This window comes from Pseudomonas sp. efr-133-TYG-103a, assembly GCF_030209235.1.
GTDB lineage: Bacteria > Pseudomonadota > Gammaproteobacteria > Pseudomonadales > Pseudomonadaceae > Aquipseudomonas.
On sequence record NZ_JARVSK010000017.1, the window covers coordinates 1 to 12,320 of the forward strand.

General features: G+C 62.3%; 11 protein-coding genes. 7 read left to right on the plus strand and 4 right to left on the minus strand.

All coding sequences use genetic code 11. From position 1 onward, the window contains the following. Window positions 1-245: 245 nt before the first annotated feature. Window positions 246-833, minus strand: coding sequence for a cell wall hydrolase (locus tag QRN36_RS15230; RefSeq protein WP_371265946.1), 588 nt, complete (start codon window positions 831-833; stop codon window positions 246-248). 326 nt (window positions 834-1,159) lie between these two features. Between QRN36_RS15230 and QRN36_RS15235 the strand changes: the two genes are divergently transcribed. Next, a complete protein-coding gene (locus QRN36_RS15235; RefSeq protein WP_285424819.1) occupies window positions 1,160-1,840 on the plus strand; it encodes a murein L,D-transpeptidase catalytic domain family protein in 681 nt (226 codons plus the stop codon). Here QRN36_RS15235 and QRN36_RS15240 read toward each other — a convergent pair. Beyond that, on the minus strand, window positions 1,831-3,171 hold the full coding sequence (locus QRN36_RS15240) for a dicarboxylate/amino acid:cation symporter (protein ID WP_285424820.1): 1,341 nt from the start codon (window positions 3,169-3,171) through the stop codon (window positions 1,831-1,833). The genes QRN36_RS15235 and QRN36_RS15240 overlap by 10 nt on opposite strands. A 128-nt stretch (window positions 3,172-3,299) precedes the next feature. After that, window positions 3,300-4,355: a tartrate dehydrogenase gene (locus QRN36_RS15245; RefSeq protein ID WP_285424821.1), complete on the minus strand. Its 1,056-nt coding sequence runs from the start codon at window positions 4,353-4,355 to the stop codon at window positions 3,300-3,302. A 136-nt stretch (window positions 4,356-4,491) separates the two neighbouring features. Here QRN36_RS15245 and QRN36_RS15250 point away from each other — a divergent pair, with 136 nt between their 5' ends. The 3 genes from QRN36_RS15250 (at window position 4,492) to QRN36_RS15260 (ending at window position 7,428) form a co-directional block, all read left to right on the plus strand. Next, a complete protein-coding gene (locus tag QRN36_RS15250) occupies window positions 4,492-5,415 on the plus strand; it encodes a LysR family transcriptional regulator (RefSeq protein ID WP_285424822.1) in 924 nt (307 codons plus the stop codon). Between the two features lie 93 nt (window positions 5,416-5,508). Further along, a complete protein-coding gene (locus QRN36_RS15255) occupies window positions 5,509-5,934 on the plus strand; it encodes a DUF305 domain-containing protein (RefSeq protein WP_285424823.1) in 426 nt (141 codons plus the stop codon). A 36-nt stretch (window positions 5,935-5,970) separates the two neighbouring features. Beyond that, entirely contained in the window at window positions 5,971-7,428 is a 1,458-nt protein-coding gene (locus QRN36_RS15260; protein ID WP_285424824.1) for a YncE family protein, read from the plus strand. Between the two features lie 30 nt (window positions 7,429-7,458). Here the strand turns inward: QRN36_RS15260 and QRN36_RS15265 are convergent, their stop codons facing one another. Next, a complete protein-coding gene (locus QRN36_RS15265; RefSeq protein WP_285424825.1) occupies window positions 7,459-8,613 on the minus strand; it encodes an ABC transporter ATP-binding protein in 1,155 nt (384 codons plus the stop codon). 223 nt (window positions 8,614-8,836) lie between these two features. On the opposite strand from QRN36_RS15265, the gene QRN36_RS15270 reads away from it, so the two are divergent. The 3 genes from QRN36_RS15270 (at window position 8,837) to QRN36_RS15280 (ending at window position 12,319) form a co-directional block, all read left to right on the plus strand. Continuing rightward, complete coding sequence (locus tag QRN36_RS15270) at window positions 8,837-9,868, plus strand: zinc-binding dehydrogenase (RefSeq protein ID WP_285424826.1); 1,032 nt, start codon at window positions 8,837-8,839, stop codon at window positions 9,866-9,868. A gap of 83 nt (window positions 9,869-9,951) precedes the next feature. Then, the gene (locus QRN36_RS15275) at window positions 9,952-11,286 is read left to right on the plus strand and encodes a sugar ABC transporter substrate-binding protein (protein WP_285424827.1); all 1,335 of its coding nucleotides are present in this window, start codon (window positions 9,952-9,954) and stop codon (window positions 11,284-11,286) included. Between the two features lie 127 nt (window positions 11,287-11,413). Then, complete coding sequence (locus QRN36_RS15280) at window positions 11,414-12,319, plus strand: carbohydrate ABC transporter permease (protein WP_285424828.1); 906 nt, start codon at window positions 11,414-11,416, stop codon at window positions 12,317-12,319. The last annotated feature ends 1 nt before the right edge of the window (window position 12,320 follow it).

The following is a 12,320-nucleotide window of genomic DNA, read 5'->3' on the forward strand; positions in this document are numbered from 1 at the left end:
GCCGCGATACCCGTCCGCGCCGCACAACCGTTGTAGGAGTGTGGCTTGCCCGCGATCGGCTGCGCAGCAGTCGTAAGACCAGTCACCTCGGTAAACCAGACACACCGCATGCACCGGACTTGCTGCCGGTTCCCGACAGATCGTCCGAGTGCGGCCCAGGGCAAGCTCACTCCTAAAGGCCTTGCTCCCGTTCGAACCAGCCCAGAGACAAGCTCACGCCTACAGCCTCGTGGCCCGCCTGACCGTCACTTGGCCTTGCCATCTCTGGGTTTGTAGAACTGGAACTTGCCGGTTTCGGCGGTCTTGATGTACTCGGACGCCCACGCCGGTTTGACGTTGCGGTCGTGAAAATACATCGCGCCGCGGGTCCGGTCGGTGAGTTGCTGATTGAGCGCCTTGCGGGCGATTTCTTTCGACGCGGCGTAGCGGTCGTCTTCCTGCACCTGATCGGAACGCCCATCGCACCACCATGAAAACTGGCAGGCCTTTTTCTCCACGCCCTGCTTCACCACGCCGCACACGGTGTCGGGATAGCCCTCATGGCCCAGGCGATTGAGGACCACGTTGGCGACCGCTTCCATGTCTGCATCGCTGCCGCCCTTGGCCTCCCAGTAAATGGTCCGCGACAGACACGTGAGGGCGTCATCCACGGACGCCACGCCGGCCGGATCGACGGCCTGAGCTTCGGATTTGGTGATGATCTGGCTTTGCGGCACCGCCGGCGTCGGGCCGTCCTTTTCGGCGGCTTTTTCTTCCAGCACCTGTGCTTTGCTGACCACCGCTTCTGGCGCAGGCGCTGCGTCGTCGGCGAGTGTCCCGGCCGCGAACAGCATCGCGATCAGGCCTGTAGAAAGGGAAATGAGGCGCATCGTCGAACCTTCTGCATGAGGCCGATCGATCCTGCACCCGGGTCACGTCTGTGCGGCCACGGAGGGCGCGCAGCCAGCGGTGAATCGGAACATCGCAAGCTGTCGTCGACACGATTGTTATGGGGACCATTCGCAAGCGCATGTCACATCGGATGCGCTCGCCGACAGCAGCATAGTGGCGTTTTGGTTTTATGCAATCCCCTCCGCGCTCACGACCAAAAGCACTTGCCAGGCCGCCTTGCCGTTGCCGATATTGGCGACCAACCTGCGTCCCCCACATGAGATCATCGATGCCGATCACGCGTCTGTCATCACTGGCCCTGCTGTTCGCGAGCGCCTTTTGCCGCGCCGACGATGCGCCATCCCTGCACGCCGCGCTGGCCCATGCGGCGCCCACGGCCAATCCCCAAGTGATCGAGCTGGCGCTGCAGGCCACGCGGTGTCATCAGACGCAGACCGGTACGCACCCCACGCGCCTGGCGGTGATCGATTATTCGTTGCCCTCCACCGAAGAGCGCTTGTGGGTCTTCGATCTGGCGCAGCGTCGTTTGCTGTTTCACGAACGGGTTGCACACGGGCGCAACAGCGGCGAGAACATGGCCACGCGTTTTTCCAACGAACCCTCGAGTCTGGCGTCGAGCATCGGCCTGTACAGCACACGCGAACCCTACGTCGGCCGCAATGGCTACTCGTTGCGCATGGACGGCCTGGAAGCGGGTTTCAATGATCGGGCGTTCGAGCGCGACGTGGTGATCCACGGGGCGGACTACGTGAGCACTGCGTTCGCCCGCGAAAACGGGCGAATCGGCAGGAGCCATGGTTGCCCTGCCGTTCCGAACAGCGTTGCCCGTCCTCTGATCGACGTCATGAAGGACGGTCAACTGGTGTTCATCTACTATCCCGACGCGCAGTGGCTGAAGACATCGACACTGCTCCACTGCGCGCCCGGCCGGGCGACCGCTCAGCCCTGAGACACCCGCGTCAGGGACGGCACGATCTGCGCCTTGGTCGGCGACTCGGGGTTTTTTAACGCCGGTTCAATGCTCGGTTCAGGATCGCCGTTGAGCGCCCGGTGCATCTTCTCGGTGTCCAGCGCCCCGACCCACCGGGCGATCGCCATGGTCCCGACGCCGTTACCGATCGTGTTGGTGATCGCCCGTGCCTCGGACATGAAGCGGTCCACGCCCAGCAGCAGAACCATGCCCGCAACCGGAATGGTGCCCAGCGATGCCAGCGTCGCCGCAAGGATGATGAACCCCGATCCCGTTACACCCGCCGAGCCTTTGGAGGTGAACATCAGCACCGCCAACACGATCAACTGATCGGTCAGGGTCAGCGGTGTGTTGGTCGCCTGGGCAATGAAGATCGCCGCAATGGTGTAGTAAATCGCCTGGCCGTCCGGGTTGAAGGTCAGGCCCGAGGGAATGATCATTCCGGCCACCGGCTTGGACACGCCGGCTTTTTCCATCTTGGAAATCATCTGCGGCAGCACCGATTCAGACGAGCTGGTGCCGAGCACGGTGAACAGCTCCTCCTTGATGAAGCGCAGGAATTTCCACAGGCTGAAGCCGCTGTAGCGACAGATCGGCCCGAGCACGACGATCACGAACAACGCGCAGGTCAAGTACACGCACGCCATCAGCTTGCCCAGCGAAAACAGCGAGCCGAACCCGTATTTGCCGATGGTGAAGGCGATGGCGCCGAAGGCCCCGATGGGGGCCAGGCGCATGACCATGTTGACGATGCGAAACATCCCCTGCATGAGGCTGTCCAGCGCGTCGACGAAGACTTTGCCGCGCGGACCGACCTGCGCCAGCGCCACACCGAGCAGGATTGAAAACAACAGGATCTGCAGCACGTTGCCCTTGGCGAAGGCATCGACGATGGTGTCGGGAATGATGTTCATGATGAAGTCCATGAACGAGCTGTGCTTGGCCGCCGTGGTGTAAGTGGCCAGGCTGGAAGTGTCGAGCGTCGCGGCATCGATGTTCATGCCGGCACCGGGTTTGAAGACATCGACCACCACCAGCCCCACGACCAGTGCCAGGGTCGACACCACCTCGAAATACAGCAGCGCGCGCAGCCCCACGCGCCCCAGTTCCTTCATGTTTTCCATACGCGCGATGCCCGACACCACGGTGAGGAAAATCACTGGTGCGAGGAGCATTTTGATCAGCTTGATGAACGCATCGCCCAGCGGTTTAAGGGCAGTTGCGGTGTCCGGCACGAACACCCCGACGATGGCGCCGAGAATGACCGCGATGAGGACTTGAACGTAGAGCTTGGACAGGATGCTTTTCATGACAGGGCCCTGATTTCTTATTGTTGTCAGGAGGTGCCGCAGGGTCGGGATCGCGTACACACGCCCGCCCGCGGCGATTTGCCGTGCTGTAACGGTTGGCGGCCCGAGACGCTCAGGCCGCCGGGCACTCAGCGATTGATCAGCGCCAGCACCGCATCGGTGATCTGCCGCGTGGTCGCCGTGCCGCCCAGATCGGGCGTATGCACGCCGCTTTCGGTGACGGCCTCGATCGCCGACATCAGTTGCTTGGCTGCGGCAGGCTGACCCAGATGTTCGAGCATCAGTGCAGCGGTCCAGAACGTCGCAACCGGGTTGGCGACGCCTTTGCCGGTGATGTCGAATGCGGAGCCGTGGATGGGCTCGAACATCGACGGAAATGTGCGCGATGGATTGAGATTGGCGGTCGGTGCAATGCCCAGGCTGCCAGACAACGCGGCGGCCAGGTCGGACAGGATGTCGGCATGCAGGTTGGTGGCGACGATCACATCCAGCGTGCCGGGTTTGAGCACCATGCGCGTGGTCACGGCGTCCACCAGTTCCTTGTCGATTTTCACGTCCGGAAAGTCCTTGGCGACTTCGTAGAAAATCTCGTCCCACAGCACCATGCCGTGGCGCTGGGCATTGGATTTGGTCACCATGGTCAGGTGTTTGCGCGGGCGGCTCTGCGCCAGCTCGAAGGCAAAACGATGGATGCGTTCGACGCCGGCACGGGTGAACACCGACACCTCGGTGGCCACCTCTTCAGGCAGGCCTCGGTGCACGCGGCCGCCGTTGCCGGAATATTCGCCTTCGGAGTTTTCGCGCACCACCACCCAATCTATCTGCTCACCGTTGTGCAGCGGGCTCTTCACACCCGGCAGCACGCGCGCCGGACGCACATTGGCGTACTGGTCGAAGCCCTGACAGATCGGCAGGCGCAGGCCCCACAGGGAAATATGGTCCGGCACGTTCAACGCGCCCACCGCGCCGAAGAAAATCGCGTCGAAACGCTTCAGTTCTTCCAGGCCGCCTTCGGGAATGTAATAGCCGTTTTTCAGGTAGTTGTCGGAGTTCCAGTCGAAGTGTTTGAAGTCCAGCTCGAAGCCGGACTTCTTCGACAGGGCTTGCAGCACTTCTACACCGGCGGCTATAACTTCCACGCCAATGCCGTCACCGGGAATCGCTGCGATTTTGTATGCGGTCATGATCCACTCCACTCTCAAACGTTTTTGTTATGCCGCCTGAACCGGGCTGTTCAAACGGGGTGTGAGCGGAGTATATGTAGTGAAACCAACGCAGTGAGTGACTCAGAATCACTACATCCATAACTTTGAGTTACGAATGAATCAGACCCTGGATCTGCAGTTTTTCTACCTTCTCGCCAAGCAGGGCAGCCTGGCCGCGACGGCGCGGGAACTGGGCGTGACGCCGCCAGCGGTGAGCAAGCGTCTGAGTGCGCTGGAAGCCCGACTGGGCATCCGCCTGGTCAACCGCACCACGCGCTCGATGAGCCTGACGGCCGAAGGCGAGCTGTATTTTTCCCATGCCGCGCGCATCCTCACGCAGATCGAAGAGGTCGAGCAGCTGGTCAGCAGCAGCCGCGCCACACCCAAGGGGCTGATTCGAGTCAACGCTTCGCTGGGCTTCGGGCGGCGCTACATCGGACCGGCGCTGGCGGCGTTCTTTGCGCGCTATCCGGAGGTCGAGATTCAGCTGGAAATCAGCGATCACCCGCTGGACCTGAGCGCCCACGGTTTCGACTTGGGCATTCGCTTCGGCACGCTGCCGGATGCGGCCTTTCATGCGCGCAAGATCGCCTCCAACCGTCGCTTGCTGTGTGCTTCTCCGCTGTACCTGGAAAAACACGGCGTGCCCACGCGCCTGGCCGATCTGCAGGACCACAACTGCATTTTCCTGCGTCAGAACGAAACCCCGTACGGGGTGTGGAGCTTCACCAATGGCGGCAAGACCCACAACGTCAAGGTGCGCGGCGCGCTGGGCTGCAATGACGGCGAAGTGGCGCTCAACTGGGCACTGGAAGGATTCGGCATTCTGCTGCGCGCTGAATGGGACATTGCCCGTTACGTGCGCAGCGGCCGCCTGCGCCTGGTGCTGGAGGACCAGACACCGACCCGCGCCGATGTCTATGCGGTCTATCCGCAGCAGCTTCATCTGTCGGCAAGGGTGCGCAGCCTGATCGATTTTCTGGTGGAACGCTTCAAACACATCGACCACTTGGGAGAAGCCGCTTCGGAGATCGACTGAAGCATCATCAAGAGCGTTCCTTCAACTCCCATGGAATAAACCCCCGCCCCCGTCGTCTCCCCTGTGAACGCTTTCAGCCAGGAGGAAACGCACATGCCACGTACCACTCGCCATTCGCTGCGCTGCGGGCTCGCCCTGCTGTTCATGGGCGCGATGTCTGTCGCCATGGCTCACGATGGCCACGAACACGCGGATGCCGCAGATCCGCTCAGCGCCGAGGCGCCCTTCGTCAGCGAAAACAATGCCGCCATGGACAGGATGATGGCGGGCATGGACGTCAAGCCCAGCGGCGACATCGACCACGACTTCGTCGCAATGATGACCGCTCACCATCAGGGCGCCATCGACATGGCCCTGACCATGCTCAAGTACGGCCACAACGAACAGCTCAAGCGCATCGCCCAGGAAATCATCGTCGATCAGCAGCAGGAGATCGCCGCGATGGCCCTGGCCGTCGGCCAGCCCCTGCCCGCTTCGGTGGCCTCCCCGACCCAGTCGCCCGCCGCCACCCAACCCTGATCATTCATCCCGGACTTCAAAAAGAAGGAATACCCCATGAGTCTTCCACGCTTGCCCCTGGCACTGCTGACCTGTGCCCTGTTGACTGCTTCGATGTCCAGCTTCGCCGGGCAGATTCCCGGCAAGGCCTCGGCCAAAGACATTCCGGTCTCTCACAGCGACCGCGTCTACGCCGCCGAGCAATTCTCCAACACGGTATCGGTGACCGACCCGGTCGATAACAGGCTGTTGGGCGTGATCAGTCTGGGCGACCCGCAGCCCGGCAACCTCAGCCCGCTGTACAAAGGCGAGGTGCTGGTGCATGGATTGGGCTTCTCGCCAGACCACAAGACCCTGGCGGTGGTGTCGATCGGAACCAACTCAGTGTCCTTCATCGACACCGAAACCAATACCGTCAAGCACAAGACCTACGTCGGCCGAGCGCCCCACGAAGCGTTTTTCACGCCAGACGGCAAAGAGGTGTGGGTGACGGTGCGCGGTGAAGACTACGTGTCAGTGATCGATGCCAAGACCTTCGAGGAAAAAACCCGCATCAAGACACCCGCTGGTCCCGGCATGCAGATCTTCTCGCCGGACGGCAAATACGGCTATGTCTGCTCCTCGTTCAACCCGGAGACCGTCGTGGTGTCGGTCGCCGACCACAAGATTGTCGGGCATGTACAGCAGGTCAGCCCGTTCTGCCCGAACATTGCGGCATCCGCCGATGGCAAGCAGGTCTGGTTCACCCTCAAGGACGTCGGCAAGGCGCAGGTCTTCGACGCCACGCCACCGTTCAAGCTGATCAAGACACTGGACATCGGCCCGATCGCCAACCACGTCAACCTGGTCAACAACGCCAACGGCTCGTTCGCCTACATCACCGTGGGCGGGCTGAATGAAGTGCAGGTGTACCGCACCGACACCTTCGAGGAGGTCGCGACGATTCCAGTGGGCAATCTGCCTCACGGCGTATGGCCCTCCGGCGATGGCAGCCGCGTTTACGTCGGGCTGGAAAACGCCGATGCGTTTGCGGTCATCGACACCCTGAGCAACAAGGTCATCGCCACCATCCCGATCGGGCAGGCGCCGCAGGCGATCGCCTACGTGCCCAACGCCGTGGAGAAAGGGCCCGGCACCGACAACCTCAAGCCATTGGGCGTGGCCGGGCAAGCGGTGCATCTGAGCCTGAATGCCGTCAACAAAACCGCGGACAAGGCGCCTACCAGCGTCACGCTGTTCAATCAGGGCCTGACCCAAGTGCTGCAGGCGGCAGTGACCGGGCTTGAACCCAAACAGCCTTACACCCTGGCGCTGGCTGACAAGGCCGACGGCAGCGGCACGCTGGAGCCGTTGTCGGCCTTCATGACCAACCCGGCAGGTTCGGCCATCGTCAACGCTATTGGTCCGATCCGTCAGATCGTACAGAGCGATGCTCAGGATCAGCGCCGCTACCTGGTCGTCGTGGGGGGCAAACCGGATCAGCTCGGCACGCTGGTACAGGTTCAGGGGCAGTAATCGGCCTTGTCGCCACCGCCCCGAATCGGTTCAACGGGCGGCGGCGACCGGTCCGGGCAGGGGCGGCTGTTCTTCCGCAGGCCGGGCGGTGTAATGCAATTGATGAGGCAGCGCCTGGCCTTGGGCATCGAACAGATGGCAGCGAACGCCCGAGACCCCGATCGCCAGTGACTGCCCGGCCTTGACCGAAGACATGCCCGCGCCCTTGACCATCAGGTCACTGCCGTCGGCCGTCTGGGCATGAGTGAAGGTTTCCCCGCCCAGATGCTCGACCACCAGCGCTTTGACCGGAATCTGCGCATCGCCCAGCCCGCGCTCCGACAGATGTTCGGGGCGCAGGCCCAGGGTCAGCGCATCGCCCGCCTTGACCCCTTCGCCCTGCACCGGCACGCGCAACTGCGCGCCACCGGGCAGCACCACCTCGACGCCATCTGCACTGACCGCCGTCGCCGACACCTGCAGGAAACTCATCTGCGGCGAGCCAATGAAGCCTGCGACGAACAGGTTGCGTGGATGGTGGTACAACTCCAGCGGCGAGCCGACCTGCTCGATGCAGCCCTTGTTGAGCACGACAATCTTGTCCGCCAGCGTCATCGCTTCGACCTGATCGTGGGTCACGTACACCATGGTCGCCTGCAGGTCGGCGTGCAGCCGGGCGATCTCGATGCGCATCTGCACCCGCAGTGACGCGTCGAGGTTGGACAGCGGCTCGTCGAACAGAAAGACTTCCGGCTCGTGAACGATGGCACGCCCGATGGCGACGCGCTGGCGCTGTCCGCCCGACAGCGCCTTGGGCTTGCGCTCGAGCAAGGGATCGAGCTGCAGGATGCGCGCGGCGTTGCGCACCTTGGCCTCGATCTGGTCCTTGGGGGTTTTCTGCATCTTCAGGCCGAAGGCGATGTTGTCGTAGACCGACATGTGCGGATAGAGCGCATAAGACTGGAAGACCATCGCCACGCCCCGGTCGGCAGGCTCGAGAAAGGTCACGTCTCGCGCACCGATCCGGATCTGCCCCTGCGTGATGCTTTCAAGACCGGCAATGCACCGCAGCAAAGTCGATTTGCCACACCCCGAAGGCCCGACGAAGACCACGAATTCGCGGCTTTCGATGCTCAGGTGGATGTCATGCAACACCTTGATGTCGCCGTAGGCTTTCTCGACGCCACTTAAACTGAGCTCAGTCAAAATCGTGTCCTCTGAAATTATTGTTGTTGTTTCAGACCTGCAACGTGCTGCGATGTGTAGGAGCGCGCTTGCCCGCGAAAGCGGCAGACCCGATGCATTCGTGTGTGGCGACCCGGGCAAGCGCGCCCCTGCGGGAATGTCTCGTGTACACACTTGACAGCGAAATATTTCGTCCTACGATCATTTGTAATTCTAAAAATACAAATGTCAAGGAGCGCACCGAATGCGGGCTGCATACATCCATGGCATCCGCGACATCCGCATCGGCGACAAGCCGGTGCCGGTGCCGGCTGGCGACGAAGTGTTGCTGCGGGTCAGCGCTGTCGGGGTCTGCGGCAGTGATCTGCATTACTACAAGGAAGGCGCCATCGGTCATGCGCGCATCACCGAGCCTTTCATCGCCGGGCACGAATTTGCCGCCCATGTGGTCGAGGACCATCCCGGTCTGCAGCTCAAGGCCGGGCAACTGGTGGCCGTGGACCCGGCCAGGCCGTGCGGTCAGTGCGAGTGGTGCCAGCGCGGTCACGTGAATCTCTGCCCCCACGTGCAGTTCCTCGGTTCGCCGCCTCACACCCACGGCGCCATGACCGAATACATCGTGGTCTCGCCCAGTCAGATCTACCCCGTTCCCGATCACTTCACGCCGGTGCAGGCGGTCATGCTCGAACCCCTCGGCGTGGCGATTCATGCGATGGACCTTGCCGGCACGAAGAAGCTGTTCGAAACGGTGGCGATCATCGGCTGCGGCCCGATCGGCCTGTGCCTGCTGCAACTGGCGAAGATGATGTGCAAAAAGGCCGTCTACGCCATCGACCCGATCAACTACCGCACCGAGAAAGCCCGCCAGCTGGGCGCCGACGAGGTCGCCTCCGACCACGCCGCGATTGCCGAATGGACCCATGGCCGAGGCGTGGATCTGGTGCTGGAAGCGACCAACTCCCCCGAAGGTTTTCAGATCGCGGCGCAGTCTGCGCGCATCGGCGGCCGAGTGGTGCTGGTGGGCATTCCCGATGGCGATCAGTACGCGCCATTGAGCGCATCGCTGCTGCGCCGCAAAGGCTTGGACATTCGCCTGTCGCGGCGCATGGGCCACGTCTACGACCGGGCCATCGCCCTGGTCGCGCAGGGTCAGGTGGACGTCGACTGTCTGGTGACTCATCGCTTCGACCTGCAACAGGCGACTGACGCCTTTCGTTATCCGTCCGCTTTTCTCGACGGCGCGCTGAAGACCATCATCCTGCCCAACCCGGAATGAAACACCGCAATCGCTGAGCAATCGCTGACGCGCGTGAGCGCAGACAACGTCATCCTCACCAACAACAATAAAGAGGTCGCGTAATGAAGAAGCTGGTATGGAATGCCCTCGCCCTGTCGGTCGCACTGGGTGCAGGCGCGGCTCAGGCCTGGACCCTGGAAGAGGCCGCCGCGCCCTACAAGGGCACCGAGATCAAGGCGATTTTCCTCGACCGCCCCGGTTATGCCGCGGCGATCAAGCTGCTGCCGGAGTTCGAGAAGAAGACCGGCATCAAGGTTGCCTACGAAACCGTCCCCTACGAGAACAGCCGCGAGCGCCAGGTGCTGAGTTTCACCTCCGGTGAACAGCTCGACGTGGTCCTGACGGACGTGGTGTGGATCGGCGAGTTCGCCGGTAACGGCTGGCTGGAACCGGTCACCACGTTCACCAAGGATGCCAGGCTGGCGGACCCGGAGCTGAAGCTCGACGGCTTCTTCCCGATCCTGCTGGAGTCATTCGGCAGTTGGGACAAGCAGACCTACGGGCTGCCGTTCGATAACTACTCAGGCCTGCTGTTCTACAACAAGTGCATGCTCAAGGACGCCGGGTTCGACAAACCGCCGGCGACCTGGGACGAGTTGCTGAAGGTCTACGCGCCCAAACTCACCGACAAGTCCAAGGACCGCTACGCCTATGCCCTGCAGTCCAGGCGGGGCGAGACTCAGTCGGCGGACAGCTTCATGCGCTTCCTCTGGCCGTTCGGCGGCTCGCTGCTGGATGCCGGTTTCAAATCGAACCTCAACTCCAAGGCGTCTCAGCAAGGGCTGCAGTTCCGTCAGGACCTGATGAAGTTCATGCCACCGGGCATCGTCGATTATGACCACAACGAAGCGGTCAACGCCCTGGCTCAGGGCAAGGTGGCGATGATCACCGAGTGGTCGGCGTTCTACAGCACGCTGGCCGATCCCGGAAAATCCAAGATCACCGACTGCCTGGCGGTGGCGACAGAGCCCAAAGGGCCGGCGGGCCTCAAGCCTGCACTGGGCGGGTTCTCCCTCGGCGTCAACGCGCACTCCGACGACAAACAGAAAGCGGCGGCGTGGCTGTTCATTCAGTGGGTCACCTCCGAGGCAATGGCCAGGCCTTACCTGGATGCAGGCGGCGTCAGTGGCCGGATGTCGGTGTACAAGGACGCGGACGTGCAGAAGAAATACCCGTTCGTGCAGCCGATGGTGACCTCCTGGGAAGGCGGCGTTCCGGACTACCGCCCACGCTTCCCGCAATGGCCTGAAATCTCCGAAGTGGTCGGCGAGAACGGCACGGCGATCATGCTTGGCAAAACCAGTGTTCAGGACGGGGCCAAGGCCATCGGCACGAAAATGGAGGACATCCTGAAGAAAGCGGGCTACTACGACGGCAAGGCGAAACTGCTGAAATAACCGACACGACGCGCTCCTGATTCTGGCCGCAGGCCGCGGGAGCTTCCGGGGTGGCGCGAGACAAGGTGCAGCGCCATCCCGGCAGCTGCAACGCCTTCGGCAGAAACAGGCCTTCTGAGAATGTGCTATGTCCAATAACAAAAAACCGGTGTTCCCGACGCTCTGGAACAACACTCGCGCCGCCTTCTCGTTTTTGGCGCCCGCGACCGTCGCGCTGGCGTTGATCGGGATTTTTCCGACCGTGTTCGCGCTGGTCAATTCGTTTCGCCAGTACAACCTGGCCCGTCCCAAAGACGCCACGCCCTTCATCGGCTTCGACAATTACCTCAGCGTGCTCAACGATGCCTCGTTCTGGGCCGCGCTGGGTCGCACCGGTCTGTTTCTGTTGACCGTGGTGCCGATTCAAATGGCGCTCGGCCTGATCATCGCTTTGATGCTGCACAAGCCGGGGCTGTCAGGCTTCAAGCTGTTGGCGCGGATGAGCCTGGTGATCCCGCTGGCGACCGCGCCTGCGGTGGCCGGTCTGATCGGCCGGCTGATCTTCAACCGCGACTTCGGGGTGGCCAACGCGTTGCTCGCGATGCTCAACGCCGGACCCGTGGAATGGCTGGGCGACACCACCAATGCGTTCATCGCAGTGGCGCTGATGGACATCTGGCAATGGACACCGTTCTGCGCGCTGGTGCTGCTGGCCGGCCTGACCATGGTGCCCAACGAAATCGAAGAGGCCGCGCGCCTCGAAACCCGCAGTCGCTGGCAGATCGTGCGTTACGTGCAACTGCCCTTCCTGCTGCCCAGCGCCACGGTCATCCTGATCCTGCGCACCGCCGACATCCTGAAAATGTTCGACACCGTGTTCACCATGACCCGCGGCGGCCCGGGCGCGGCGACCGAGCTGGTCAGCGTGTACATCCAGCGCATCGGCTTTCGGGTGTTCGATCAGGGCGTGGCCTCGGCGCAGGCGATCCTGCTGCTGATTCTGACCATTGTGCTGGCGCGCCTCTACATCAAATTCGTCTACCGGGAGATCTGAG

Bases quoted from the DNA above. Each gene is read 5' to 3' on its own strand.
- QRN36_RS15230 (WP_371265946.1), bottom strand. From the start codon at position 833: ATGCTGTTCGCGGCCGGGACACTCGCCGACGACGCAGCGCCTGCGCCA.
- QRN36_RS15245 (WP_285424821.1), bottom strand. From the start codon at position 4,355: ATGACCGCATACAAAATCGCAGCGATTCCCGGTGACGGCATTGGCGTG.
- QRN36_RS15240 (WP_285424820.1), bottom strand. From the start codon at position 3,171: ATGAAAAGCATCCTGTCCAAGCTCTACGTTCAAGTCCTCATCGCGGTC.
- QRN36_RS15280 (WP_285424828.1), top strand. From the start codon at position 11,414: ATGTCCAATAACAAAAAACCGGTGTTCCCGACGCTCTGGAACAACACT.
- QRN36_RS15250 (WP_285424822.1), top strand. From the start codon at position 4,492: ATGAATCAGACCCTGGATCTGCAGTTTTTCTACCTTCTCGCCAAGCAG.
- QRN36_RS15260 (WP_285424824.1), top strand. From the start codon at position 5,971: ATGAGTCTTCCACGCTTGCCCCTGGCACTGCTGACCTGTGCCCTGTTG.
- QRN36_RS15275 (WP_285424827.1), top strand. From the start codon at position 9,952: ATGAAGAAGCTGGTATGGAATGCCCTCGCCCTGTCGGTCGCACTGGGT.
- QRN36_RS15270 (WP_285424826.1), top strand. From the start codon at position 8,837: ATGCGGGCTGCATACATCCATGGCATCCGCGACATCCGCATCGGCGAC.
- QRN36_RS15235 (WP_285424819.1), top strand. From the start codon at position 1,160: ATGCCGATCACGCGTCTGTCATCACTGGCCCTGCTGTTCGCGAGCGCC.
- QRN36_RS15255 (WP_285424823.1), top strand. From the start codon at position 5,509: ATGCCACGTACCACTCGCCATTCGCTGCGCTGCGGGCTCGCCCTGCTG.